Genomic DNA, 25,636 nt, shown 5'->3' on the forward strand with positions numbered 1-25,636 from the left:
TCATCCTTGTGGATGAGGACCTTCCGAAGCGCCACGACCTGCCCGATCGGGAGCAGGTCCCGTACGCCACCCGTCCAAGATGGCGTCGATCTGGGCGGCCAGGCGGGCGCGGGCGGCGAAGCGCGGGACCCCTGCCATCAGGAGGGCGTCGTACCCGGTGTCGGTGTGCCGTACGGCGGCTCGTACCGCCATCGAGACGGCCAGTTCGTCCAGGGCGCGGCCGGCCGCGCTGCGGCCCACCCGGCCGCTGCCGCGCACCGAGGCATGGGTGGCGATGGCCAGTGCCCGATCGGCCGGGCAGCCGGGGAACAGTCGCCGTATCTCGGCGGTGAAGGCCGCCGTGAAGCGGGTGTCCTCGGCCGCGCGGCGCAGCCGGTCGCGCTCCCGCCGGCGGGCCCGCGCCTCGGAGTCCAGAAGGCAGGCACGCTCCGCGCGGGCCAGGGCGGCCTCCTCGACCAGGAGCCCCTGACGCTCGTAGCGGCGCCGGCGTTTGTGGAAGCGGACGACGACGGCCGAGAGGGAACTGGCCTCGCGAGCCCGGCGGGTGAGCGCGGCATCGCCGCGCGGCAGGTAGATCAGATGTCCGAGATCGGCGCAGTCCAGACAGCGCGGCACGCCGACCTCGCGGACGAGGTGCCGCAGCGGGCCCTGTCGGCACTGGGCGCAGTGGATCTGCTTCAGCGACTCGAAGACCACGAGGCTCATACAGAGGTGATACCGCCGCTGCGGCCGTATATCACCTGGTGAGGAGCGGCAGTTGATGTTTCACAAACTCTTCCCGGATGGCTTGATCTCCTTCTACCGTGGCCCGAGTGGACGATGATCCGTCCACAGAGGAGGGCTCATGAGTGTGCGACAGGCGACCGTCGACCGGTTCGCGGGGGCCTGTGTCGCCGAGCACGGCGCGGGGCGGGAAATAGTCATCGCGCCCGGTGCTTGCACCGGATGGCACTACCACCGGGTCCAGTTGGACGCGGTCGTCAGATCCGGCACGCTAACGCGGGTCCTGCACGACGAGACGGTCGAGGTGCACCCGGCCGGGGCCACCTTCGTGGAGCCCGCGGGCATCCTCCACACCCACCTGGGCCACAACCTCGGCACCGAGCCGGTCGTCCTCTACGTGACTCCGCTCCTCCCCGAGGGCACTCCCTTCTCCATACCCACCCCGGCCCCGCCGGGCGTCACACCGGCGGTCTGCCGGGACCATGCTCCGTGAACCCGGGAGAACCGGTCCGCCGTCCCGGCTCCGCCACTACCGGGGCAGCATGCAGACGGCACTCCCACCGCGGCACTCACACGAGCCGGCGTATCTCTCCGCGCACGCGGTAGAAACCACCCGAAGCCGCATGCAGCCCGTCCACGACATAGCGGGCGCCGACCTCCCGGATCCCCAGCGGGAACTGCACGTTCCAGGAGGAGTTGAAGCCGCCCGACACCACCTGGACCCGCATCCGGCCACCCCGCTGGACACACTCCACGACCACCGCACCCGCGGGCGCCGCGGACACCGAGACCGTCGCCACCGCCGAGGCCGAAGCGGCCGGCGTGTACACGGGCAGGGCCGCCGCCGACTTCACGTCCAGCGGGGCCGGCACCGAACCCTGCTGCGCCGCGGCGATGGCCGCCTCGCTCGCGTCCACGCAGACCAGTGAGCCGTCCGTCGTGACCAGGTAGAGCCGCTCCTCCAGATATTGCATCGACAGCGCGGACCCGCCGCCCGTGCCGAGCTTCCACAGCCGGCGTCCGTCGGCGTCGAAGCAGTACACGGAGGAGGCGAGGTCGCCGGCGAAGACGTGCCTGCCGTCGGGGGAGGTCGCGCACGAGTACACCGCCGCGTCACACCGGTACGAGGCCTCTACCGCGCCGGTGGCCTTCGACAGCCGCTGCACGGTGTTGCGCCCGGTACCCGCATACACCGCGTCCTCCTCCTGCCAGCCGAAGAGCACCGAGCCGTTCGTCGCCGTGTGCCACAACTGGCCTCCCCCGTCCGGGGCGTAGGCCGTGACGCCCTGGCTGTGTCCGTGGTAGACGGCCCGCTCGTCGGCCCGGACCATCCAGGCGTTCGAGCCGGCCGATCTCCGCGACCACTGGAACTCGTCCTCGTGGTCGATGACGGTCAGACCGCCGCTGCGGTCGGACACGTGGAGCACGCCCTCGCGGATGTCGAGCCAGAAGATGTCCACATCCGCCGCAATGTCGTAGGCGCCGAAGGGCACCTTCGACGACAGGTCGTAGACCGTGCCGTCGTCACAGCCCGCGTATATCCAGAACTCGTCCGCCACCAGGCACTTCACCCCGTCGGGCAGCGAGTACCGGGCCAGCACCTCACCGCCGTGGCTCAGCGTGTGGACATCGCCCGCCTGGTTGCCGACCCAGCAGCGGTCCTCGTCCACATGGATCCCGAAGGCCGCCGAGCCGGTGCGGAAACGCCACAGCACCGGGGCGAGCGCCCGCGCCGTCGAAGGTGCCGAGGTGACCTGGCGGCGGGTCACCGAGCGGGCGACGCGCTGTCCCCGCACGGCAGGCTCGTACCCCTTGCGCAGCTTCTCGCCGATCTTCTTCGCGGCGGCCGCCCGCGCCTTGTCGGCGGTGGGGAAGGAGGAGTTCTGCAGCTGGCCCTCGGCGCCGATGCGCCCGTACCGCACGGAGACGGTGGCGCCGTCGACCGTCACCTCGTAGAACTTGTGCGCGCCGCCGTCGTCCTGCGACAGCTCCAGATACGTCGTCTCCCGAGCCATGACAGACCCCTCCCCAAAGGCCGGGCCGCCGGCTTCTTTCCGCCGGTGATCCCTTGTGAAAGACGCTAAGGGTCACCACTGACAATGGGATCGTGCAGCTGGAAGCGATCACATGGCAGCGAATGGCGGAGCGGCTCGCCGCTCACCTCGACGACCGGGGGCCGGGGCCCGGGCCGGGGCGGGATCCGGGCCGGGATCCGGGCCGGGAGGCTGCCGCGGGCCAGGACACCTGGCAGCGGGTGGGCGTCGACGGCGCACCGGCGGCCGGCACCGGTGTCCTCGCCGGACACCTCGCCGCCGCGCTGCGCCTGCGCGGGCGTTCGGTGCTGGTCGTCCCGGTCGAGGGCTTCCTGCGGCCGGCCTCCCTCCGCTTCGAGTTCGGCCGTCAGGACGTGGACTCGTACCTCGGTGGCTGGTACGACACCGCCGCCCTGTGGCGCGAGGTGTTCGGTCCGACGGATCCCGGTGGCACCGGACGCGTGCTGCCCGACCTCTGGGATCCGGTGACCGACCGGGCGACCCGCAGCCCGTACGTCGAACTCCCGCCGGGCGGCGTGCTGATCGTGCACGGCCCGTTGCTGCTGGGCCACTGGTTCCCCTTCGACCTGAGCCTCCACGTCCGGCTCTCCCCGGGGGCGCTCGCCCGCCGGACGGAGGAGTCCGCGCGCTGGACGCTGCCCGCCTTCGCGCGGTACGAGGCCGACACCGACCCGGCTTCGATCGCCGACGCGCTGGTCAGGGCCGACGACCCCCGCCATCCGGCCTGGACCGGAATCCGCGGTTAGCCTGCGGCACGAGCGGAGGACCGGCGCGCGCCGCCGCCACCGGCCTGCCGGGCCACGGGTGGCGGCCGTTGGGCCCGGCTGGGCCCGAGCCCGGCCAGCCCGGCCCGGGATAGGCCCGCGCCAGGCCTGCCAGGGCGGGCCAGGCCCGCCGGGGCTGAGTCGGCTCAGCCCCGGCCCAGTCCGGCTCAGGCCCGGCGCAAGCGGCGCCGGGGCCGTAGCCGAGCCCCACCCATCCGGCTCAGGTCGGCTTCGGCCCGGCCCGGCCTGGCCTGGGCCGCAGCGGGTAGGCCCGCGGTCGGTGCGGGGAATACGCGCGTGCGGCCGGTTCTGGACCTGCTGGGCTCAGGGCGGCGACTGCCGGTCCAGGTGGGCCGGGCCCGGCCCAAGCCCCCGCGGAGGCCACAAGCCGAGGCCCTCCCGTCCGGCTCAGGTCGGCTCCGGCCAAGCCGGGCCTGGGCCGCATGCGTCGGTAAGCGCGCCCTGGGCCTGACCGGGCCCGGCTCAAGTGCTGCCGAGGCTCACCCCTCCGGCTCCGGCCCAGCCTCGCCTCAGCCGGAATGCCGGTCAGCGTGCGGGCGGTGCCGGGTCTGACCGGCCCGGGGGTGTGCTGTGAGCCGGGGTGGGCCCCGCCGCGCGGGGTTATGGGCGGCCGCCCAGGCGGGTGACCGCCTGGGCCGCCGCGCGGCAGCCTGCCCGGGCGGCTTCCGCCGGGTCCGCGCCCGCCAGCCTGGCCGCGAGGAAGCCGCCGGTGAAGGCGTCCCCCGCACCCGTGGTGTCCACCGCCTCGGCCGCTTCGGCGGCCACCTCGGCGGTGATCCGGCCGTCCTCGGCGATCAGCGCCCCCGCCGCCCCCCGGGTCACCACCACCAGCGGCACCCTCCGGCTCAGCTCCGCCGCGGAGCGCGCCGGCCCGGCCCGCTCCGGAAGGCCGGCCAGCAGCCGCGCCTCGTCCTCGTTCGGCAGCAGTACCCCGACCCCCTCGGTGGCGGCGAGGAACCGCTCAGTGCCCAGCCCGGCCAGGAAGCCGGCCGAGGCGGGATCCACGCTCACCGGCACCCCCCGCGCGCGGGCCGCCCGTAGCGCGACCCGGGCCACTTCCCGGCTGCTGTCGGCGAAGAACAGATAACCGGACAGGTGGAGATGGGCCACGCCGTCCAGCAGGGAGGGCGTCCAGTCGGCGGGGCAGAGCCGTAGCGCGGCGCCGCTGTCGGTCAGGAAGGTACGCTCCGCGTCCTTGCCGACCAGCGCGACCACCGTCCCCGTCGGCTCCTCCGGGTCCACCACCAGCCGCGGACACACCCCGGCTGCGAGCAGCGCCCGCTCGTGCCACCGCGCCGATTCGGCGCCCACCCGCGCGAGGAGCCGTACCTCCACGGAGCCCGTCCGGGCCGCCCAGCAGGCGGCGTTGGCTCCGGCGCCACCCGGCAGGGTGCGGATGCGGGCGGCCGTGTCGGTGGCCGGAGCCAGTGGTTCCGGATGCACCGCGACCACGTCCGTCACCACATCGCCGACCACCAGGAGGGCCCCCGTCACGGACGCGCCGCCCAGGCCCCCGCGATCCGTGCCCCGAGCCGCACATTGCCCCGGACCGCCGCCAGGTTGGCCTCCAGCGAGGCCCCACCGGTGGCCCGTACCAGGAACCCCAGCAGGAACGGTGTCACCGCCTGCCCCGTGATCCCCCGCTCCCGGCACGCGGCGAGCGCCTCCGCCAGCACCCGGTCGTGCAGTTCCGGATCCAACTGCTCCGCCTCGGCCACCGGGTTCGCCACCAGCAGCCCGCAGTCCGGGCCGCCGAGCTCGTCCTGAGCGGCCATCACCGCGGCGACCTCCTCCGGCCGATGGACGGTCCAGTCCACCGGCTCACCGGAATCGGCCAGGTAGAAGCCGGGGAAACGTTCCGTCCCGTAGCCGAGCACCCCCACCCCCAGCGTCTCCAGCCGCTGCAGCGTGGCCGGCACGTCCAGGATCGACTTCACTCCCGCGCACACCACCGTGATCCGCGTCCGGGCGAGCAACGAGAGGTCCGCCGACTCGTCCTGCGTCTGTGCCCACTCCCGGTGTACGCCGCCCAGTCCGCCCGTGGCGAAGACCCGCAGGCCGGCCCGAGCGGCGAGGAAGGCCGTCGCGGACACCGTCGTCGCCCCGGTCGCCCCCGCCGCGAGCGCGGGTGCCAGATCCCGGTGGCCGAGCTTGCGCACGCCCTCTCCGGCCGCGATCCGCTCCAGCTGCGCCTTGTCGAGGCCCGCGTACGCCACCCCGTCCACCACCGCGATCGTCGCCGGAACCGCGCCCTCCGCCCGGACCAGCGCCTCCAGTTCCCCGCCCACCGCCAGATTGCGGGGCCGGGGAAGACCGTGCGCGATGATTGTCGACTCCAGGGCCACCACGGGGCGCCGCCGGGCGAGTGCCTCGCGTACCTCTTCCGACAGGACGGGGACCTCGGATGCTGTGTGCTGTGACATGTCCCCATCCATGGCACCGGATTCGTGCCGCCAAACCCCCTTCCGCCACGCCCGTGTCAGCCGCCCCTCCGCGCAGCGGGTTCACACGATCAGCCGCCGACGCCCTTCCCGGGCAGCGGGTGCCGGCGTGCGGTGAACAGGGCCAGCGCCGCCATCGGGAGCAGCAGCGCGGCGCCGATCGCGTTCAGCCAGCCGTAGCCGGCCTGGGACATGATCAGACCGGAAGCCGCGCCGCCCACGCCGGCCGTCGTGTTCATCGTGAGGTCGCTCAGCCCCTGTACGGCGGCCCGTGCGGCCTGCGGCACCGAATCGGTCAGCAGCGCGGAGCCGGCCACCAGCCCGGCCGACCAGCCGAGGCCCAGCAGGAACAGGCCGAGTGCGGTCTGGCCGTGGTTCGGCCCGGCGGTACCGGCCAGCAGGGCGGCGACCGAGAGGAGTCCGGCGGCCAGACCGATCACCGACAGCCGGCCGATCCGGTCGGCGAGCCAGCCCATGACGGGCGAGAAGGCGAACATGCCGGCGATGTGCCCGCTGATCACGAGGCCGATGAGCTCCAGCCCGGCGCCGTGGTGGCCGAGGTCTACCGGGGTCATCACCATGATCGAGACCATGGTGGTGTGGGACACCGCCACCGTGACCAGGGCGAGCCGGGCCCGTGGGGAGGCCTTGACCGCCGCCACTCCCGCGCGCAGTGAGCGACCCTCGCGGGTCTGCTCCTCGGCCCCGGCCAGTGCCCGGGCCGTCAGGAGCGGGTCCGGCCGCAGGAATACGGCGATGAGGGCGGCGGTGAGCAGGAAGATCACGGCGGCCCACACGAACGGGCCCGCCACCTCGGGTACGGAGGTACCCGCGAAGCCGTGGCTGGCCGGGGCGGAGAGGTTGGGGCCGAGCACCGCACCGATGGTGGTGGCCCACACGACGACGGAGATTGCCCGCGCCCGGTGGTCCGGGGCGGCGAGGTCGGCGGCGGCGAAGCGGCACTGGAGGTTGGCGGAGGAGGCGGCGCCGAAGGCGGCCATGCCGAGCAGCAGGAGCGGGAAGTTGTCCACGACGGCGGACAGCACGACGAGGGCGGCTCCGGCCGCGCCGATCAAGTACGCGAGAACCAGCCCGGGACGGCGGCCCCGGGCGGTCATCAGGGCGGCGAGGGGCAGGGAGAGCAGCGCGGTGCCGATGACCGAGGCCGTGGAGGCGAAACCGGACATGGCTTCGGTGCCGCTGACCTCGGTCGCGAGCACGGGGGCCAGGGCGATGCTGATGGGCACGCCGAGGCCCCCGAGTATCTGGCTGGCTATGAGCACGCCGGAGGTGCGGCGGCGCAGCCGGGGGAGATCCGCGAGAGCGATCGGCGGAGCCGGCCGGCCGGTGCCGTGCGAGGTGGTCATGCGCCGCACCCCTTCGAGGGGTGCGGTGCGCGAACGGACGCGGTGAGGCCGTGGAGGCCGTGGGCGGCGGCAGCAGTAGTCACCGCGGCAGTTTCCCACCCCTTACCGCCCGGCGGAACCGAGAATCGGCGACTGATCGCGAACCACCGGAATCGCGAACCACCGGATCCGACCCGGCCTCCGGCCCCGTCCGACCTCCCCGGCCGGGGGACCGGCCACCTGGCGCCGCAGCGATACGCGACGCACGCACCGCCAGGCAGGGGACGCACCGCACCACCGGGGAGGGAACCGGGACGCGGACACCGTCAGGCGAGGGGTCGAGTGGCGGGTGCGGGGGACGGGGCGGCCGGGACGGGGCATCGGGGTGGGACCGTTCAGAACAGGGGCTGCGGGAGGACGCCTTCCAGCGCCAGCAGCCGCCGCTTCGTCTCGACCCCGCCACCGAAGCCGCCTATTCCGCCGCCGTTCTCCACGACCCGGTGACAGGCCACCACCAGCGGCAGAGGGTTCGAGCCCATGGCATTGCCCACCGCCTGGGCCGCGCCGGGCTGACCGACGCGCCCGGCGAGCTCCCCGTACCCGACGACCGCTCCGTACGGCACCGAACGGTCGAGCTCCCGCAGCACCTGCCGGTTGAAGCCGGAGCTGAGCCGCCAGTCCAGCGGCAGCTCGAACCGCCGGAGCGAACCGGCGAAGTACGCGGCGAGCTGGCGTATCGGCTCGGCCAGCAGGATCTCCTCGCCCGGAGTCGGCCGGCGGGCGTCGGCGCCGAGGCGGGAGACGAGCCGGCCGATCATCGCGTCGACCCGCTCCGGCTCGGCATGGAACTCGACCCGGACCAGACCCTCCGGGGTCGCGGCCAGGAGCAGGGGACCGATGTCGCTCGCGACGACGGTCCATTCGAGGCGCGGCCCGCGAGGCCGCTCGGTGCTGTCCACCCGTCCACCGTACGGGCAGGCACGGACAACGCCGCTGCGCGCCGGTCCTGACCCCTGACCCCGACCCACACCGACCCACACCGACCGACGCCCGCCCCGTGCCACCCACCGCGCCCCGCGGCCGGCCGACGACTCCGGACAGCGGTGGGGTGACCGCGGCGCCGCTTCACCCCGTGGCGAAACCGCCGACCGCGTCCCGGATGACGTCCGGGGCGTTCGTGATGATCCCGTCCACACCCATGTCCCGCACCTTCCGGGCCGTCGCCGCGTCGTCGACGATCCAGGTGTCCACCTCCATCGCCTTGCCGTGGGCCCCCCGCAGCCCGTGCACGGCCGCCACCCACTCGGCCGAGATCGTGGTGTGCCACGGGTTGATCCGGTCGGTGAACTCCGCGTACGACGGCAGCTCCGCCGCCGCCGGAGTGCCCAGGAAGGCGGTCACGAGATCCGGGCGCAGGTCGTGCACGAGGCGCACGCTGTCCGCGCTGAAACTCTGCACGATCAGGCGATGGACCACATGCTGCTCATCGAGCCAGCCGGCCTCCTCCAGCACGCGCAGGGTCTGCCGCTCGATCCCCGGGTAGAGCTCCGGCCTCTTGATCTCCAGCAGCAGCCGCTGCTGGTTGCGCTGGACCCGTTCGAGGTACTGGCGCAGGGTCGGAACCCGGGTGCCCGCGTACCCCTCGCCGAACCAGCTGCCCGCGTCCAGGAGTGCGATCTCCGCCGCCGTGAAATCCCTGACCCGCCATGGCCGGCGGTCCGGGAACAGCGTCTCGACGTCGGTGGTCCGGGCCAGGGTGTCGTCGTGGATCACGACCAGCTCCCCGTCCTTGGTGCGCTGGACGTCGTTCTCGACCCAGGTGAACCCCATCAGCATCGCGAGGTCGACCGCGGGGAGGGTGTTCTCCGGAGCGTAGGCGGAGGCCCCGCGGTGGGCGTAGACGACGGGTCCCGTCAGCGCGCCCGGACCGGCGGCGGCGTCCGAGGCGGCAGCGACCGCGTCCGAACCGGCAGCGGCCGCGTCCGAACCGGCAGCGACCGCGCCGGAGCGGGCGGCGGCGGTGCCGGCCGCACTTCCCAGCACGGTGAGCGTGAGCCCGAGGACGGCGGCCGCGGCCGCGGTGACGGGTCGGATGTACATGTGCGTTCTCCTCGGGTCGTGAGTCCTGCTCCCGGCCTCAAACGGGCCCGGGACGGCGGACGTTGCGGCAGAGGTTGCGGCAGACGGGCGGCAGAGGTGACGGCAGAGGTGGCGGATGACGATGCGGCAGAGGTGGCGGCGGGTAAGCGAAGGCGCCGGCGCGCAGGGCGCCGGCGCCGTCGGTTTCCGGGATCCGGGATGTGGACGATGCACTCACCGCGATCATGGGGGTGAAGATCACCCGGCCGCCACCGAACTACGACAAACGGACCAGGGTGGCGCCACCGCCGGGTATAGGGCCGTGCGGATACGTGAGTGTCAGTGGGGGGTCGTACGGTTGACTCATGCGGCCCGTATCGAAGATCGAACGCACGGTGGCACCTTTCGAGGTCGTCAGCCCCTACCAGCCCAGCGGCGACCAGCCGGCGGCCATCGCCGAGCTGGAGAAGCGCATCCGTGCAGGTGAGAAGGATGTCGTCCTGCTCGGTGCGACCGGCACCGGCAAGTCGGCGACCACCGCCTGGATGATCGAGAAGCTCCAGCGCCCCACCTTGGTGATGGCACCGAACAAGACGCTCGCCGCCCAGCTGGCGAACGAGTTCCGCGAGCTCCTGCCGAACAACGCCGTTGAATACTTCGTGTCGTACTACGACTACTACCAGCCCGAGGCCTACGTACCGCAGTCCGACACGTACATCGAGAAGGACTCCTCGATCAATGAGGAGGTGGAGCGGCTGCGCCACTCCGCCACCAACTCGCTCCTGACCCGGCGGGACGTTATCGTCGTCGCCTCCGTGTCGTGCATCTACGGCCTCGGCACCCCGCAGGAGTACGTCGACCGGATGGTCTCCCTCAAGGTGGGCGAGGAGATCGACCGGGACCAGCTGCTGCGCCGCTTCGTGGACATCCAGTACACGCGCAACGACCTGGCCTTCACCCGAGGCACCTTCCGGGTGCGCGGCGACACCATCGAGATCTTCCCGGTCTACGAGGAACTGGCCGTCCGCATCGAGATGTTCGGCGACGAGATCGAGGCCCTCTCCACCCTGCACCCGCTGACGGGCGAGGTCATCAGCGAGGACCGCGAGCTGTACGTCTTCCCCGCCAGCCACTACGTCGCCGGCCCCGAGCGCATGGAGAAGGCGATCGCCGGCATCGAAGCCGAGCTGGCCGGGCGTCTGGCCGAGCTGGAGAAGCAGGGCAAGATGCTGGAGGCCCAGCGGCTGCGCATGCGCACCACCTACGACCTGGAGATGATGCGGCAGATCGGGTCGTGCTCCGGCATCGAGAACTACTCGCTGCACATGGACGACCGCGAGCGCGGCTCCGCGCCCAACACCCTCATCGACTACTTCCCCGAGGACTTCCTCCTCGTCATCGACGAGTCGCACGTCACCGTGCCGCAGATCGGCGCCATGTACGAGGGCGACGCCTCGCGCAAGCGGACCCTGGTCGACCACGGATTCCGGCTGCCGTCGGCGCTGGACAACCGGCCGCTGAAGTGGGAGGAGTTCCAGGAGCGGATCGGCCAGACCGTCTACCTGTCGGCGACTCCGGGCAAGTACGAGCTCTCGCGCGGCGACGGCTTCGTGGAGCAGATCATCCGCCCCACCGGGCTCATCGACCCGGAGGTCGTCGTCAAGCCGACCGAGGGCCAGATCGACGACCTGGTCCACGAGATCCGCGAGCGCGTCGAGAAGAACGAGCGGACGCTCGTCACCACCCTCACCAAGAAGATGGCCGAGGACCTCACCGACTACTTCCTGGAGCTCGGGATCCAGGTCCGCTACCTGCACAGCGACGTGGACACCCTGCGCCGCATCGAGCTGCTGCGCGAACTGCGGGCCGGCGAGTACGACGTCCTGGTCGGCATCAACCTGCTGCGCGAGGGCCTCGACCTGCCCGAGGTGTCGCTGGTCGCGATCCTCGACGCCGACAAGCAGGGCTTCCTGCGCTCCGGCACCTCGCTCATCCAGACCATCGGCCGGGCGGCGCGCAACGTGTCGGGCCAGGTCCACATGTACGCGGACACCATCACCCCGGCGATGGCCCAGGCGATCGACGAGACGAACCGGCGCCGGGAGAAGCAGGTCGCCTACAACACCGCCCACGGGATCGATCCCCAGCCGCTGCGCAAGAAGATCAACGACATCGTCGCCACCATCGCCCGCGAGGAGCTCGACACCGAGGAGCTCCTCGGCACCGGCTACCGGCAGGCGAAGGACGGCAAGGCCGCCAAGGCTCCGGTGCCGGCGCTCGGCGGAAAGGCGGCCGCACACGTCAAGGCAGGTGCCAAGGGCGCCAAGGGCGGCAAGCGAGCGCAGCCGGCCGAGGTGCTGACCGACCGGCCCGCCGCGGAACTGGCCGCCCTCATCGAGCAGATGACCGAACGCATGCGCGGCGCCGCGGCGGAGTTGCAGTTCGAGGTGGCGGCCCGGATCCGGGACGAGGTGAGCGAGCTGAAGAAGGAGCTGCGGCAGATGAAGGAAGCGGGCCTCGCCTGACCGGGGGCCTGTCAGTAGGGTTGGGCTACGGCCGCGGGTACACGGTCACGCGCTCGTTATTGGGGCGGGCTATGGAGAGGGGACAGCGAGTGACGGTCAACATGACCAAGGGTCAGGCGATCAGTCTGCAGAAGGCGGACGGGGGCACGCTGACCGCGGTCCGGATGGGCCTCGGCTGGCAGGCGGCGAAGCGCCGCGGACTGTTCGGCTCCCGGACCCGGGAGATCGACCTGGACGCGTCGGCGGTGCTGTTCGCCGACAAGCAGCCCGTGGACGTCGTCTTCTTCCGGCACCTGCAGAGCGACGACGGCTCGGTCCGCCACACCGGTGACAACCTCGTCGGCGGTGTCGGCCAGGGCGGCGACGACGAGGCGATCCTCGTGGACCTCCAGCGCGTTCCGGTCCACATCGACCAGATCGTCTTCACGGTGAACTCGTTCACCGGCCAGACCTTCCAGGAGGTGCAGAACGCGTTCTGCCGCATCGTGGACGAGACCAACGGCCAGGAGATGGCCCGCTACACCCTCGACGGCGGCGGGCAGTACACCGCGCAGATCATGGCGAAGGTCTCCCGCGTGGGCACCGGCTGGCAGATGACGGCCCTGGGCAACCCGGCCAACGGCCGCACCTTCCAGGACTTGATGCCGGCGATCCTGCCGCACCTGTAACAGCTTCACCGTACGGACTCACCCCGTACGGACTCACCTCGTACGGATCCACGGTGGTACGGATCCACCCCGTACGGATACACGCGCACGGAACAAGAGAAAAGGCACGGGGGAGGGCTGCACGATGACGGCCGAACTGGTCCGGGGGCAGAACCACCCCGTGTCCCACAGCCGGGTGGAGATCAGGGTCTCGGCGGGCACACCCGTGCTCGCCCTGGCCTCGTTCACCGACGGGCAAGGCCGGTTCTCCGGTCGCGAGGTACTCGCCCATCCGGGCGCACGGTCCCTCCCCGGGGTGCTGGCGCCCGGGGAGCCCGCCGGCCGGCACACCTTCGCCGTCGACCTCGACGCCGTCGCGCAGGACGTCCACCGCGTCGGCGTGCTGCTCGTCCTGCCGCCCGGCGGCCCGGTGAACTTCGGCGCGGTCCCGGCCTCGTACGTGGCCGTGGCCGACCCGGAGGGCGCCGAGCTCGCCGGGTACACCCTGACGGGGCTGGACGCCGAGACCGCCGTGGTGGCCCTGGAGCTGTACCGGCGCCAAGGCGCATGGAAGGTCCGGGCCGTGGGCCAGGGGTACGCCGGAGGGCTCGGCGCCCTGCTGGCCGACGGCGGAATGGCCGCGCCCGACGCCACTGCCCTGGCCGCTGCCGCGCTGCACACCGCCACGCAGGCGGCGCGCGAACGTCCGGTCCCGGCGGCCATGCCGGCGGCGACCTCCCCGCGCGGAGCCGGCACCCAGCAGGACCCCACCGCGACGGCTCCGGCCGCCGCCGCGCCGAGCGCCGCGCCGAACACCGCCCCCGGAACCGCCCCCGCTGCCGGAAGCGACGGCGCCGGTTCTCCCCCCACCCTCAGCTACGTGCACCCCAGCCGCCGCCGCACCAGCACCGAGCCGCCCGAACCCGCACCGCGCGCGGCCCCTCCGGCGCAGCCGGGCCTTCCGCCGGTGCCCGTCGCCGGAGACGCCGGCGGCTGGTCCATGGAGGAGCGGCTCTACAACCAGGTCTGGGGCATGTTCGAGGACCTGGCCCGCTCGGTCGCGGCCTACCGCAGCGCCGTCGAGTTCGCCGACTCCCGCATGGACCGCGAGCTCGACGAGGCCCTGTCCGACCCCCGCCACCGCCTCGGCGGCTCCGGCAGCGCCGCCCGCGACACCGCCCGGGCCCGCCGCGACGAGCTCGCCGCGCAGGCCAAGGCCGTCCTCGACCGGGACCTCGCCCAGCTGACCGCCGAGTGCGAGGTGGTCGAGCCCGCGCTGCCGGCGGCGTACGCCCGGTGGGACAACCCGGTGTGGCACGGCCACCGGATACCCGGCGAGAGCCCCCTGGCGCTGCGCCTCGGGGACCTCCACCTGCCCGAGCGGCCCGCTCTGCGCATTCCCATGCTGGTCCGCGTGCCGCTGGAGCGCGGCCTGTGGATCGACAACGGCCGCACCGGCTCCGAGGCCGCGATGACCATGGACACCGACCCGCTGCGCCGCGCCGCCATGGACATGGCCGTCGCGCTCGCCGTGCGGCTGCTCGCGGTCCACCCCGGCGACCGGTTCTCCGTCCACGTCATCGACGCGGCCGGCGCCGGATCGGCCTCGCTGGCGCCGCTCGTGCGCTCCGGGGTGCTGGCCGGGCCGCCCGCCGCCGGTGCCGCCGGGGTCACCCGGAAGCTGGCGGACCTGACCCGGCGGGTGGACCTCGTACAGATGGCCCTGCGCGCCGGTGCCCCGGAGGACCTGCCTCCCGATCTGGACACGGCCGAGCAGCTGCTGATCGTGCACGACTTCCCGCACGGCTTCGACGACCGCGCCGTCACCCGGCTGCGCTACCTGGCCGATGAGGGTCCGGCCGTCGGCGTGCACCTGCTGATGGTCGCGGACCGTGACGAGGCCTCGGCCTACGGGCCGCTGCTGGACCCCCTGTGGCGTTCGCTCATGCGGCTGTCGCCGGTTGCGGACAGTCACCTGGCCGATCCGTGGGTCGGCCACGCCTGGACCTTCGAGCCGGACCTGCCGCCGCGGGGCAGCCGGGTGCTGGACCAGGCACTGGACCGGGTGGCGGAGGCCCGGCGCACGGCTCGCTCCTGAGGCTTGGGAAGGGGGAGCGCGGGCAAGAGGGGCACAGGGGCAGCTGGATCAGCTCGGACAGCAGGGGCTCCGGGTAGCGGCGAGGAGCGGGCAGAGAAAGCCTTCCTGACCTCTCCCTGACCATTACTTGGGTATCCCTTTACCTGCGGCGGTTCCAGCCGGTACCCTGGCAGCGCGGAGGGGAGTATTCCTGCTTTCCTGCTACGGCGTGCCCGTCAATACGGACCCCAACCGGTCCCGGGGCGTCGGCCCACGGCCTCCAGGCCGCCCGGGTGGAAGAGACCTCCGGCAGCGATGACGCTGACGAAGTGCTGAGCCATCTGCCGGAGGCATCTCAACCGTGGACGTTTCGTGGACCCTGTGGGCGCTGACCATTCTTGGTCTGATCCTTCTCATCGGCGCCGATTTCTTCATCGGCCGCAAACCGCACGACGTATCGATCAAGGAAGCCGGTACCTGGACGGTCGTCTGGGTCGTCCTCGCCGTACTCTTCGGCCTCGGCCTGTGGTTCTTCGGTAACGGCCAGGCCTCCCAGGAGTTCTTTGCGGGCTACATCACCGAGAAGTCCCTGAGCGTGGACAACCTCTTCGTCTTCGTCCTGATCATGGCGAAGTTCTCGGTGCCCTCCCACCTCCAGCAGCGCGTCCTGCTGGTGGGCGTGCTGATGGCCCTGGTGCTGCGCGCGATCTTCATCGCGGCCGGCGCGGCCATCATCGCCAGCTTCTCCTGGGTCTTCTACATCTTCGGCGCCTTCCTGATCTACACCGCCTGGAAGCTGATCCAGGAGGCGCGCAAGGGCGAGGAGGACGAAGAGTTCGAGGAGAACCGTCTCCTCAAGTCCGTGGAGAGGAAGTTCGGCGTCGCCGACAAGTACCACGGCACCAAGCTCTTCATCCAGAACAACGGCAAGCGCGTCCTGACCCCCCTGGCGGTCGTCATGCTCGCCATCGGCAGCACCGACCTGCTGTTCGCCCTGGACTCGATTCCCGCGATCTTCGGCCTCACCCAGGACCCGTACATCGTCTTCACCGCCAACGCCTTCGCCCTCATGGGTCTGCGCCAGCTGTACTTCCTCATCGGCGGACTGCTCAAGAAGCTCGTCCACCTCAGCTACGGCCTGTCCGTCATCCTCGGATTCATCGGCGTCAAGCTCGTGCTGCACGCCCTGCACGAGTCGGGGGTGCACGTCCCGGTGATCTCCATCCCGGTCTCCCTCGGCGTCATCTGCGCCGTCCTGGTGATCACCACGATCACCAGCCTGATGGCCTCGAAGAAGCAGGCGGCCGCCGAGGCCGCCGCCCGCCCGGAGAGCATCGACGCCTAACCGGTACGCGTCACCGGCTCGCGTCACCCGTACGCGCCGGCGTGCGCTTACGGACCCACGCGCGAGGATGCGGGGGCGGCCGCTTCGGCCGCCCCCGTCGCCTTGTCCTGGGCCGCCCGCTTCCCCACCACGACCGGACTGGTCTCGGGCAGGAGCGCGAAGCAGCCGAGGCTGACCAGTGCGATCGCGCTCAGGTACACCGCCACGCCCCACGGCGGACCGGAGCCCTCCGCCAGCGCCGTCGCCATGATCGGGGTCAGCGCCCCGCCCAGCACACCGCCCAGGTTGTAACCGACGGCCGCGCCCGTGCAGCGGATCCGCGGCGGGTACAGCTCCGGCAGGTACGCGCCGACCACCGCGAACATCGTCACCATCCCCAGCAGGGCGCCGACGAAGCCCAGCGTCATCAGCAGCGGGTCGGCCGTACGCAACAGCGCCACCAGCGGGAACATCCACAGCGCGCAAGCCGCACAGCCGGCCAGGCACAGGGGGCGCCGGCCGTGGCGGTCGCCCAGCACCGCCACCAGCGGGGTCACCAGCCCCTTGACCGCGACCGCCGCCATGATGCAGGCCAGCACCACCGTGCGGTCCACGGCCAGGCGCTCGGTGGCGTACGCGAGGGACCAGGTCGTCACCGTGTAGAAGACGGCGTACCCGACGGCCAGCGCGCCCCCGGTCAGCAGGAGCAGCCGCCAGTGGCCCCGTACGACCTCGGCCAGCGGGGCATCGGCCCGGCGCCCGGTCTCGGCCAGCGCGCGGAACTGCGGGGTCTCCTCCACCGAGCGGCGCAGCCACAGCCCGGCGAACGCCAGCAGCCCGGCCGCCCAGAACGGCACCCGCCAGCCCCAGGAGGTGAACTGGGCATCGGTCAGGGTCGCGGACAGGGCCAGGACCATGCCGTTGGCCAGCAGGAAACCCACCGCCGGGCCGATCTGCGGGAAGCTCGACCACAGGCCGCGCCGCCGTTCGGGGGCGTGCTCGGCGGTCAGCAGGACCGCCCCACCCCACTCGCCGCCGAGACCGAGGCCCTGCAGGAAGCGGAGCAGGAGCAGCAGGACGGGGGCCGCCGCGCCGATCGAGGCGTACGTCGGCACGCAGCCGACGGCCACCGTGGCGAGGCCGGTGAGCAGCAGGGAGCCGAGGAGCACCGGGCGGCGGCCGTAGCGGTCGCCGATGTGGCCGAAGACCGCCGAGCCCAGCGGCCGGGCGAGGAAGCCGACGCCGAAGGTGCCGAAGGCGGCGAGGGTCCCGGCGAGCGGGGAGAAGGAGGGGAAGAAGAGCGGTCCGAGCACGAGGGCGGCGGCCGTGCCGTAGATGAAGAAGTCGTAGAACTCGATGGCGGTGCCGGCGAGCGAGGCTACGGCGAGCCGCAGCATGCCGGGCCGGCCGGATCCGGCCGCCGCGGAGGGGTCAGCCGCGGCGGGTGTCGGGACGGAGGGGGGATCTTGTTGCATGGTGCAGCAGATACCCCCTCCCCGGCCCCGCGGGAGGTGCATTCGGCCACGATCGACCGGAAGGTGTGCGCGTCGTACCGGAATTGACCCCCGGGGGGACTACCAGCCGCGCTCGCGCCACTGCGCCAGGTGCGGCCGCTCGGCGCCGAGGGTCGTGTCGTTGCCGTGGCCGGGGTAGACCCAGGTCTCGTCCGGGAGCTGGTCGAACAGCTTGTGCCGCACGTCGTCGAGCAGCCGCGCGAAGGCCCCGGCATCGCCCCACGTGTTGCCGACGCCCCCGGGGAAGAGGCAGTCACCGGTGAAGACGTGCGGGTGCCCGTGGGGGTCGTCGTAGATCAGGGCGATCGAGCCGGGGGTGTGGCCGACCAGGTGCCGCGCGGTCAGCTCCACCCGCCCGACGCGTACGGTGTCCCCGTCCTCGACCGGGACATCGGTCGGCACCGGGATGCCCTCGGCGTCGTGGACGCCCGCGTAGGTGGTGGCCCCGGTCGCCTCGACCACGGCCCGGAGGGCGCTCCAGTGGTCCTCGTGCCGGTGGGTGGTGACGACGGACGCGATGCCGTCGTCGCCGATCAGGCTGAGCAGCGTGTCCGCGTCGGCGGCCGCGTCGATGAGGAGCTGCTCGCCGGTGGCCCGGCAGCGCAGCAGGTAGGCGTTGTTGTTCATCGGGCCCACAGCGACCTTCGAAATCATCAGGTCCGCGAGTTCGTGCACGTCGGCCGGGCCGCCGACCTTGACCGCTCCGCTGTACGTCATGTGCCGATCCTAGGCCCTGTCGTCAACGTCCCTCCTGGCCCGAGCCACTTTGACGACAGGACCTATAGGCGTCGCGTCAGAGCGTGGGGAGTGCGGGGAGCCCGCCGCCCGTGATGGTCAGGGAGGTGCCCTTGTCGCCGCGGCCGGACAGCCAGGCCAGCAGCCCGGCCGGGGTGCCGGACACGGTGACGGCCGGGTCCCCGGCGGAGCCGGTGCGCCAGGTGCGTCCGTCGGTCGCGGCCAGGGCCGTCGGCGGTACCTCGGGACGGGCCGACCAGCGGTCGGCGAGGAAGGCGATCTCCCGGGCGGTGAACTCCTCCGGGAGGTCGGAGAGCTCGTAGCCGATGTTCAGGTCGACGTGGTGCAGCTCGACCTCGACCAGCCGGCGGAAGGGCACGTTGGCGGCGAGATCCGTCACACCGTTGCGCAGCTCGACGGTGCGGGACCAGTCCTGGGGGCGCTCCGCGACGGCGAGGAAGCGGGCCGCGGAATCACGGACGTCCGTAAGGTGTTCTTCCAGAGTCCGGCCGGCGTCGCGCTCGATGTCCGCGTCGCGTGCGGTGGCGCTCTCGTACATCGGGCGTCCCTCGAAGACGTTCACGAGGGCGTCCGCGTTGCGTGCCAGGTGGGCCAGGATGTGGCCTCGGCTCCAGCCCGGGAGGTGTGACTCCTCGGCGAGGGCGGCCTTGTCCAGTTTCGCGACCGCGGTCAGCAGCCGGTCGGTGGCCTCATGTACGGATCGCAGGTCGTGCACATGATCAGTCATGGCTTCGAGCCTAGTGGTTCGAGGCCTGCGGCCACACGATCGGGTGAAGCGGTCTGCCGGGTGCCGTAAATCGAATGCGCGTGCTATACGCTCGGAAGTCCACTCTCCAACTCCATCGCAGAGGCGCCCCCCATACCCTGGGACGGGGGCCCGTGCCCCCCGCTCTCTCAAGAAAGGTGCGGACCGGCGTGACCGACCGTCTCATCGTTCGTGGCGCTCGCGAGCACAACCTCAAAAACGTCTCGCTCGACCTGCCCCGCGACTCCCTCATCGTCTTCACCGGACTGTCCGGGTCGGGCAAGTCCTCCCTGGCCTTCGACACCATCTTCGCCGAGGGGCAGCGCCGCTACGTCGAGTCGCTCTCCTCCTACGCCCGGCAGTTCCTGGGGCAGATGGACAAGCCCGACGTCGACTTCATCGAAGGCCTCTCCCCGGCCGTCTCCATCGACCAGAAGTCCACCTCGCGCAACCCGCGCTCCACCGTGGGCACCATCACGGAGGTCTACGACTACCTCCGGCTGCTCTTCGCGCGCATCGGCAAGCCGCACTGCCCCGAGTGCAGCCGCCCCATCTCGCGCCAGTCGCCGCAGGCGATCGTGGACCGGGTGCTCGCCCTTCCCGAGGGCAGCCGCTTCCAGGTGCTCTCGCCGCTGGTGCGCGAGCGCAAGGGCGAGTTCGTCGATCTCTTCTCCGACCTCCAGACCAAGGGCTACAGCCGGGCGCGGGTGGACGGGGAGACGATCCAGCTCTCCGAGCCGCCGACGCTGAAGAAGCAGGAGAAGCACACCATCGAGGTGGTCATCGACCGCCTCACCGTCAAGGAGAGCGCCAAGCGCAGGCTCACCGACTCGGTGGAGACCGCCCTCGGCCTCTCCGGCGGCATGGTCATCCTGGACTTCGTCGACCTCGCCGAGGACGATCCCGAGCGCGAGCGGATGTTCTCCGAGCACCTCTACTGTCCGTACGACGACCTGTCCTTCGAGGAGCTGGAGCCCCGCTCCTTCTCCTTCAACTCGCCTTTCGGCGCCTGCCCCGAGTGCACCGGTATCGGTACGCGCATGGAGGTGGACCCGGAGCTGATCATTCCGGACGAGGACAAGTCCCTGGACGAGGGCGCGGTCTCGCCGTGGTCCCTCGGCCACACCAAGGACTACTTCCAGCGGCTGATCGGCGCACTCGCCGCCGAGCTGGGCTTCCGTACGGACATCCCGTGGGCCGGGCTGCCGCAGCGCGCCAAGAAGGCCCTGCTGTACGGGCACAAGACGCAGATCGAAGTCCGCTACCGCAACCGGTACGGGCGCGAGCGCGCCTACACCACGGCCTTCGAGGGCGCGGTGCCGTTCGTCAAGCGGCGGCACTCCGAATCGGAGAGCGACGCCAGCCGCGAGCGCTTCGAGGGCTACATGCGCGAGGTGCCCTGCCCGACCTGTGAGGGCACCCGCCTCAAGCCGATCGTGCTCGCGGTGACGGTGATGGAGAAGTCCATCGCCCAGGTCGCCGCCATGTCGATCAGCGAGTGCGCGGACTTCCTCGGGCGGATGCGCCTCGATGCCCGCGACAAGAAGATCGCCGAGCGGGTCCTGAAGGAGGTCAACGAGAGGCTGCGCTTCCTCGTGGACGTCGGCCTGGACTACCTCTCGCTCAACCGCGCCGCCGGCACCTTGTCGGGAGGCGAGGCGCAGCGCATCCGGCTCGCCACGCAGATCGGCTCCGGCCTGGTCGGCGTGCTGTACGTGCTGGACGAGCCCTCCATCGGCCTGCACCAGCGCGACAACCACCGGCTCATCGAGACGCTGGTCCGGCTGCGCGACATGGGCAACACGCTGATCGTGGTCGAGCACGACGAGGACACCATCAAGGTGGCCGACTGGGTCGTGGACATCGGCCCCGGCGCGGGCGAGCACGGCGGCAAGGTGGTGCACAGCGGCTCGCTGAAGGACCTGCTGAAGAACTCCGAGTCGATGACCGGGCAGTACCTGTCCGGGAAGCGGTCGATCGCGCTGCCGGAGGCCCGCCGTCCCGTCGACGGGGAGCGCAAGCTCACCGTCCACGGCGCCCGGGAGAACAACCTCCAGGACATCGACGTGTCCTTCCCGCTGGGTGTGCTCACGGCCGTGACCGGTGTGTCGGGCTCGGGCAAGTCGACGCTGGTCAACGACATCCTCTACACGCATCTGGCCCGCGAGCTGAACGGCGCCCGGTCCGTTCCGGGGCGCCACACCCGGGTCGACGGCGACGACCTGGTCGACAAGGTCGTCCATGTCGACCAGTCGCCGATCGGCCGGACCCCGCGGTCCAACCCGGCCACGTACACCGGCGTCTTCGACCACGTGCGCAAGCTGTTCGCGGAGACGATGGAGGCGAAGGTGCGCGGCTACCTGCCGGGCCGCTTCTCCTTCAACGTCAAGGGCGGCCGGTGCGAGAACTGCTCCGGTGACGGCACGATCAAGATCGAGATGAACTTCCTGCCGGACGTCTACGTCCCGTGCGAGGTGTGCCACGGCGCCCGGTACAACCGGGAGACGCTGGAGGTCCACTACAAGGGCAAGTCCATCGCGGAAGTCCTGAACATGCCGATCGAGGAGGCGCTGGACTTCTTCGACGCGGTGCCGACGATCTCGCGCCACCTGCGGACGCTGAACGAGGTCGGGCTCGGCTATGTCCGGCTCGGCCAGTCCGCGCCGACGCTGTCGGGCGGCGAGGCGCAGCGCGTCAAGCTGGCCTCCGAACTGCAGAAGCGGTCGACGGGCCGGACGGTGTACGTGCTGGACGAGCCGACGACGGGCCTGCACTTCGAGGACATCTCGAAGCTCATCAAGGTGCTGTCGGGGCTGGTGGACAAGGGCAACTCGGTGATCGTCATCGAGCACAACATGGACGTCATCAAGACCGCGGACTGGGTCATCGACATGGGCCCGGAAGGCGGTTACGGCGGCGGCCTGGTGGTCGCCGAGGGGACGCCGGAGCAGGTCGCCTCGGTGGGCGCGAGCCACACGGGCAAGTTCCTGCGGGACATCCTGGGCGCGGACCGGGTCTCGGACGCGGGCTCGCCTCCGGCGCGGACCGCGGTCGCGAAAAAGGCCCCGGCGAAGAAGGCCGCCGCCGCGAAGAAGGTGCCGGCTCCGGCCCGGAAGGCGACGGCGCGGGCCCGCAAGGCGTAGCCGCCGGGCTGAGGGGGAGGGCCCGGCGGGTGCCGGACCCCCTCCCGGCCCGGCGGACGGGCCCTGCGCCGCCGCGTGGCCCGCGAGGTGCGGTCGAGGACCGTCGAGGTCTTAGACCCCGAAACCGAGTCCCGGCCCGGGCGGGCCGGCCTCCGGGGGCGGGGGCGTCGACCGTACGGGTCCGGTCGGGGGACGCCCGTTGCTCCGGGGGACCCCCATCTGCCACAAGTGGGCGCCGGGCGCGCCGCGGCCCGGTGCCGGCGCGGGGGAGACCGTCCGGTCCTCACCCGCCGCCCGCTCGGCGCCCGCGGTGTGCTCGGCGGGCGCCGTCTGTTCGGGGGCCGGGGGAGCCGTCACCGGGGCGGTTGGCGCCGGGGTCTTCCAGCGTTCCGGCACGGACGACAACCGCTGGACCGTCCCACCGTCCCCGTCCCGCGCCTGCGCGAGCGCCCGCGCGCGGAGCGCGCTCTGCCGGGCGATGGGCGAGAAGCCGGGCGCGGCGTTGCCCGTCTCGGCCGGCAGAGCGCGCACGCCCATGTTGTTCAGATCCTGCTGGATACCGGTCTCGGGGGCGAAGACCTTGCGCGGCAGCTGCCAGGACGCCGCACCGTCCACGTCCACCCGGTGCTCCCGGCCGCCCACGGCGAAGCTGAGACCGTAGCCGATGTACTGATCGTCCTTGTCGAACAGCAGATCCCCGTTGATCTCTCCGCCCTTGACCCGCACCTCGTCCGCGAGAACCTGCACGGCGGCGGGCAGCGGATTCGTGCGGCCGAGACTGGCGACGTAGCCGTCCGCATCGACCGTCCTGTGCTCCTTCGCCTCGCCCTCGCCCACCGTGTACGACATCCGGAAACGGGTCCGCCCGTCTTCGCCACGGACCGTCTCGACCTCCCCCACGTCAGCGTTGCCGAACTCCAGCCGCCCCTCACCCGCGGGCCCGTACTTCTGCTCCATGGCCCCGAACTGGACCTGGTGCCTCAGGGCCGCCGGCGGCGGGCGCCCCACCACCGTGACCGTCGCAGTGGGGTTCTCCCGCAGGATGATCTCCGCGTTGGCGACCCCGGTCCCCCCTGAACCGGCGATGATCCAGTGCTGGGCGTCGCCTGCGTCGAACCGGTTCTCGGCGACCTCGTCACCCATCAGCACTCGCCCGGGCGCCTCCTCGCGGGCGGCCTCCCACTTGCGGGTCGCCTCCAGAACGGTGAAGCAGTTCTGGATACGGACGGCGGGCTCGCCGTCCTGCCCGGCCTGGAGGGCGTCCTTGAGCGGCGACTCCTCCAGGGCGGCCAGTACGGTCCGGGTGTCCACGCCGCCCCGTTCGGCCTTGACCAGCCGCTCACGCAACTCCTGCGCACCGGCAACCCCCTGCCCCTGCAACTCCAGCAGCCGCTCACCGACCAGTCGCAGGGCCTCGCTGCGGCTCTCCACCCCGTACCTGCCACGGACGGTTCCGGGTACGAGCTCCGGCGGCAGGCCGGTCGCCACACTCGGCACCCCGTCGCAGGCCACCTGCAGCGGTTTGTCGCCCGGTGCGCCGTCCTTTCCGAACGCGTATATCTCGGCGAGGAGTTCACCGTTCTTGCCCAGCCGCAGCCGCGCCTGCCCGTTGACTACGTCGCCCTGGGAGGCCAACTGGTCCTCCCACAGCCGCACCGCCTCGACGGGGACCCGGTGCCGGGGATCGTCCACGGTCCCGTACGGGTCCACTCCCATCCACTGCGCCAGGTCGCGGTCCTGGTCCGCCGACTGCACGATCCCGGCCCCGGGGTCCAGGTGCCACCGCCCGGCGGCATCGACCAGCAGCGCTTCCGGATCGCGGCCGCTGAGGCTCGCCCCGCCGCCGATCACCACCCTGCGGAGCGGGGTCTCGCCGGCCGCGCGCTGTGCCTCCAGCTGCTGCACGGTCCGCTCACTGATGTGCTCCCGCCACGCCGCCCACTCAGCGGCCGCCCTGCCCAACTGGTCGCGGGGCAGCGGAAGCCCGTTCTGGTCGTAGCCGGGCATCGGCATGGTGACCTCTCGCCGGCCGATGAAGGCCTCGACCTGGCGCTGGGCCCGCAGGGCCGCGTCACGGGAGGCCTGGAGCGCGGTGGCGTCGGCGGGGGCGAGCTGCTCGATGGGGCGGGCGAGGTCGTCGAGAAGACTCACGGAATCGAGGGAGAGCGAGTCGTACGACAACTGGTAGCGATGGTCTGCTGCGATCCTGTGCCCGAGGAAGGCGTCCTCGTCGCTCATGGCGACGGTCGGTCGGAGCCCGTACGGGTCGAGCAGTGCCGAGAACTGCGCACGCGCATCCGTCTGTTGTTGCGGGGAAAGGGAAGGGTCTCCGCTCCGCTCGGCGAGCCAGTTGAGCTCTCCTACGCGCCCCCTGTCCGCTGCGGACAGTTCGCGGCTCACCGGGAGCTCGGCTCCTTCCCGCAGAAAGTCTTCCCGTACCGGGGTCAGGCCCTCGGCCGCCCGTTCACGGACGGCAGTGAGCTCACCGAGTTCGTGTGCGAGTACCCGTCCCAGCATCTCGGTCGGAAGACGGTCGGAGACACGGATGACGTAATTCTGTGAGGTCGTGTTGGTCGCTGTGTCGGCGATCCTCCCCGCCTCCAGCGGAACGGCATCCACCCAGATCCTCGGGGATTTGCCCTGGCCGCCGTCCTGAAGATCGAAATACTGACGCCCGTCCTCGGTCCGACCCGCTTGAAGGGAGCGCAGCCTATCGCCGAGGACAACGGCGGCCACCGCACTCATGTCACGTTGCGCCGCCGACACGAGTTCTTCCTGGTGCGCGTGTGCGCGCGGAGCCAGCGTGCCCATCACCAGCCGGGGGTCGACCGACCTGTCCATGTGATGCCCCTCCCCGGGCCCTGCCGTATGCACCTCGTACAACAGACTTTAGGATCATGTCATGTTGAGAGCCCGTTCCCCGTTGGAAGCGCACCTGTACATGGACCTGCACCCGTGCGAGTGCGGGGGCTCCGACTTCGAGCGTCGGCACCATCTGGAGCAGCACGGTGGCGACATCGCCGCGGTGTATGAGGGCGCATGTCGGCAGTGCGGTCGCGACCGGGGCTTCACCTTCGTGATGGCGGACGAGATCCCTCCGCCGCCGCCCGCCTTCGGCGGCCCTGAGCCGTCCCAGATCATCGATCCCGGTGAATTCGCGGAGGTTGTGCGGCGCCTGTCCGAACGTGCGGCGCTTGCGATGCTCAATTCACCCCACTCCGAGCACCACAAGCACCGGGGCGCTGCGGCCTATGCACTGGCAGCCCTCGACGAGGTCTTCAAGTTCCTGCCTCCGGGCGAGGACGCGATCCCCGCTTCCGCCTTCACCTCCGAAGTTGGCAGGGCCCGCTACGAGCGAGAGCCGGGAAAGTTCCGTCGCGACATCCTTGAGATCGAGCTGCGCCTCACACGCAAGATCCTTGCCAACATCGACAGGGTCAGCAGCCCACCCCGCGGTACTGACCCCCAGACGTGATC

The 25,636-nt window shown here is 71.7% G+C and carries 19 protein-coding genes; 8 read left to right on the forward strand and 11 right to left on the reverse strand.

Annotation, left to right across the window (positions count from 1 at the left end; translation table 11 throughout):
- Positions 1-705 carry a DUF2293 domain-containing protein gene (locus ACWDX7_RS08510; protein WP_451492197.1) on the reverse strand — a complete coding sequence of 235 codons (705 nt, stop codon included), beginning with the start codon at positions 703-705 and terminating at the stop codon, positions 1-3.
- A 139-nt stretch (positions 706-844) separates the two neighbouring features.
- Here ACWDX7_RS08510 and ACWDX7_RS08515 point away from each other — a divergent pair, with 139 nt between their 5' ends.
- On the forward strand, positions 845-1,216 hold the full coding sequence (locus tag ACWDX7_RS08515; RefSeq protein WP_451492196.1) for a cupin domain-containing protein: 372 nt from the start codon (positions 845-847) through the stop codon (positions 1,214-1,216).
- A 76-nt stretch (positions 1,217-1,292) separates the two neighbouring features.
- Here ACWDX7_RS08515 and ACWDX7_RS08520 read toward each other — a convergent pair whose 3' ends face one another.
- The gene (locus ACWDX7_RS08520; protein WP_451492195.1) at positions 1,293-2,738 is read right to left on the reverse strand and encodes a WGR domain-containing protein; all 1,446 of its coding nucleotides are present in this window, start codon (positions 2,736-2,738) and stop codon (positions 1,293-1,295) included.
- A 92-nt stretch (positions 2,739-2,830) separates the two neighbouring features.
- Here ACWDX7_RS08520 and ACWDX7_RS08525 point away from each other — a divergent pair, with 92 nt between their 5' ends.
- A complete protein-coding gene (locus ACWDX7_RS08525; protein ID WP_451492194.1) occupies positions 2,831-3,523 on the forward strand; it encodes a uridine kinase in 693 nt (230 codons plus the stop codon).
- A gap of 639 nt (positions 3,524-4,162) precedes the next feature.
- Here the strand turns inward: ACWDX7_RS08525 and ACWDX7_RS08530 are convergent.
- The 5 genes from ACWDX7_RS08530 to ACWDX7_RS08550 all read right to left on the reverse strand — a co-directional run bounded on the left by ACWDX7_RS08530 (position 4,163) and on the right by ACWDX7_RS08550 (position 9,449).
- The gene (locus ACWDX7_RS08530) at positions 4,163-5,056 is read right to left on the reverse strand and encodes a carbohydrate kinase family protein (RefSeq protein WP_451492193.1); all 894 of its coding nucleotides are present in this window, start codon (positions 5,054-5,056) and stop codon (positions 4,163-4,165) included.
- On the reverse strand, positions 5,053-5,985 hold the full coding sequence (locus ACWDX7_RS08535) for a pseudouridine-5'-phosphate glycosidase (RefSeq protein ID WP_451492192.1): 933 nt from the start codon (positions 5,983-5,985) through the stop codon (positions 5,053-5,055). Before ACWDX7_RS08535 ends, ACWDX7_RS08530 begins: the two co-directional genes overlap by 4 nt.
- Positions 5,986-6,074: 89 nt before the next feature.
- Entirely contained in the window at positions 6,075-7,370 is a 1,296-nt protein-coding gene (locus tag ACWDX7_RS08540) for an MFS transporter (protein ID WP_451492191.1), read from the reverse strand.
- Between the two features lie 374 nt (positions 7,371-7,744).
- Positions 7,745-8,308, reverse strand: coding sequence for a methylated-DNA--[protein]-cysteine S-methyltransferase (locus ACWDX7_RS08545; protein ID WP_451492190.1), 564 nt, complete (start codon positions 8,306-8,308; stop codon positions 7,745-7,747).
- 166 nt (positions 8,309-8,474) lie between these two features.
- Complete coding sequence (locus tag ACWDX7_RS08550) at positions 8,475-9,449, reverse strand: glycerophosphodiester phosphodiesterase (RefSeq protein ID WP_451492189.1); 975 nt, start codon at positions 9,447-9,449, stop codon at positions 8,475-8,477.
- 344 nt (positions 9,450-9,793) lie between these two features.
- On the opposite strand from ACWDX7_RS08550, the gene uvrB reads away from it, so the two are divergent.
- The 4 genes from uvrB (at position 9,794) to ACWDX7_RS08570 (ending at position 16,022) form a co-directional block, all read left to right on the forward strand.
- Positions 9,794-11,953 (forward strand): excinuclease ABC subunit UvrB, encoded by a 2,160-nt coding sequence (gene uvrB, locus ACWDX7_RS08555; RefSeq protein WP_451492188.1) that lies wholly within the window; start codon positions 9,794-9,796, stop codon positions 11,951-11,953.
- 89 nt (positions 11,954-12,042) lie between these two features.
- The gene (locus ACWDX7_RS08560; RefSeq protein WP_451492187.1) at positions 12,043-12,621 is read left to right on the forward strand and encodes a TerD family protein; all 579 of its coding nucleotides are present in this window, start codon (positions 12,043-12,045) and stop codon (positions 12,619-12,621) included.
- A 124-nt stretch (positions 12,622-12,745) separates the two neighbouring features.
- A complete protein-coding gene (locus ACWDX7_RS08565; RefSeq protein ID WP_451492186.1) occupies positions 12,746-14,698 on the forward strand; it encodes a TerD family protein in 1,953 nt (650 codons plus the stop codon).
- Positions 14,699-15,038: 340 nt separating this feature from the next.
- The gene (locus ACWDX7_RS08570) at positions 15,039-16,022 is read left to right on the forward strand and encodes a TerC family protein (RefSeq protein WP_451492185.1); all 984 of its coding nucleotides are present in this window, start codon (positions 15,039-15,041) and stop codon (positions 16,020-16,022) included.
- A gap of 47 nt (positions 16,023-16,069) precedes the next feature.
- Here the strand turns inward: ACWDX7_RS08570 and ACWDX7_RS08575 are convergent, their stop codons facing one another.
- The 3 genes from ACWDX7_RS08575 to ACWDX7_RS08585 form a co-directional block, all read right to left on the reverse strand.
- Positions 16,070-17,398 carry an MFS transporter gene (locus ACWDX7_RS08575; protein WP_451492234.1) on the reverse strand — a complete coding sequence of 443 codons (1,329 nt, stop codon included), beginning with the start codon at positions 17,396-17,398 and terminating at the stop codon, positions 16,070-16,072.
- Positions 17,399-17,575: 177 nt separating this feature from the next.
- Positions 17,576-18,232, reverse strand: coding sequence for an MBL fold metallo-hydrolase (locus tag ACWDX7_RS08580; RefSeq protein WP_451492184.1), 657 nt, complete (start codon positions 18,230-18,232; stop codon positions 17,576-17,578).
- Between the two features lie 76 nt (positions 18,233-18,308).
- Complete coding sequence (locus ACWDX7_RS08585; protein WP_451492183.1) at positions 18,309-18,998, reverse strand: maleylpyruvate isomerase family mycothiol-dependent enzyme; 690 nt, start codon at positions 18,996-18,998, stop codon at positions 18,309-18,311.
- A 188-nt stretch (positions 18,999-19,186) separates the two neighbouring features.
- On the opposite strand from ACWDX7_RS08585, the gene uvrA reads away from it, so the two are divergent.
- Positions 19,187-22,159 (forward strand): excinuclease ABC subunit UvrA, encoded by a 2,973-nt coding sequence (gene uvrA / locus ACWDX7_RS08590; RefSeq protein ID WP_451492182.1) that lies wholly within the window; start codon positions 19,187-19,189, stop codon positions 22,157-22,159.
- A gap of 111 nt (positions 22,160-22,270) precedes the next feature.
- Here uvrA and ACWDX7_RS08595 read toward each other — a convergent pair whose 3' ends face one another.
- Positions 22,271-25,000: a hypothetical protein gene (locus ACWDX7_RS08595; RefSeq protein WP_451492181.1), complete on the reverse strand. Its 2,730-nt coding sequence runs from the start codon at positions 24,998-25,000 to the stop codon at positions 22,271-22,273.
- Positions 25,001-25,100: 100 nt separating this feature from the next.
- On the opposite strand from ACWDX7_RS08595, the gene ACWDX7_RS08600 reads away from it, so the two are divergent.
- A complete protein-coding gene (locus tag ACWDX7_RS08600) occupies positions 25,101-25,634 on the forward strand; it encodes a hypothetical protein (protein ID WP_451492180.1) in 534 nt (177 codons plus the stop codon).
- Positions 25,635-25,636: the final 2 nt, after the last annotated feature.

The organism is Streptomyces sp. NPDC003034 (genome assembly GCF_053591375.1).

Coding starts and splice junctions, on each gene's coding strand:
- ACWDX7_RS08515 (WP_451492196.1), top strand. CDS start 845: ATGAGTGTGCGACAGGCGACCGTCGACCGGTTCGCGGGGGCCTGTGTC.
- ACWDX7_RS08600 (WP_451492180.1), top strand. CDS start 25,101: ATGGACCTGCACCCGTGCGAGTGCGGGGGCTCCGACTTCGAGCGTCGG.
- ACWDX7_RS08540 (WP_451492191.1), bottom strand. CDS start 7,370: ATGACCACCTCGCACGGCACCGGCCGGCCGGCTCCGCCGATCGCTCTC.
- ACWDX7_RS08580 (WP_451492184.1), bottom strand. CDS start 18,232: ATGACGTACAGCGGAGCGGTCAAGGTCGGCGGCCCGGCCGACGTGCAC.
- uvrB (WP_451492188.1), top strand. CDS start 9,794: ATGCGGCCCGTATCGAAGATCGAACGCACGGTGGCACCTTTCGAGGTC.
- ACWDX7_RS08520 (WP_451492195.1), bottom strand. CDS start 2,738: ATGGCTCGGGAGACGACGTATCTGGAGCTGTCGCAGGACGACGGCGGC.
- ACWDX7_RS08565 (WP_451492186.1), top strand. CDS start 12,746: ATGACGGCCGAACTGGTCCGGGGGCAGAACCACCCCGTGTCCCACAGC.
- ACWDX7_RS08535 (WP_451492192.1), bottom strand. CDS start 5,985: ATGTCACAGCACACAGCATCCGAGGTCCCCGTCCTGTCGGAAGAGGTA.
- ACWDX7_RS08550 (WP_451492189.1), bottom strand. CDS start 9,449: ATGTACATCCGACCCGTCACCGCGGCCGCGGCCGCCGTCCTCGGGCTC.
- ACWDX7_RS08595 (WP_451492181.1), bottom strand. CDS start 25,000: ATGGACAGGTCGGTCGACCCCCGGCTGGTGATGGGCACGCTGGCTCCG.
- ACWDX7_RS08510 (WP_451492197.1), bottom strand. CDS start 705: ATGAGCCTCGTGGTCTTCGAGTCGCTGAAGCAGATCCACTGCGCCCAG.
- ACWDX7_RS08585 (WP_451492183.1), bottom strand. CDS start 18,998: ATGACTGATCATGTGCACGACCTGCGATCCGTACATGAGGCCACCGAC.
- ACWDX7_RS08575 (WP_451492234.1), bottom strand. CDS start 17,398: ATGCTGCGGCTCGCCGTAGCCTCGCTCGCCGGCACCGCCATCGAGTTC.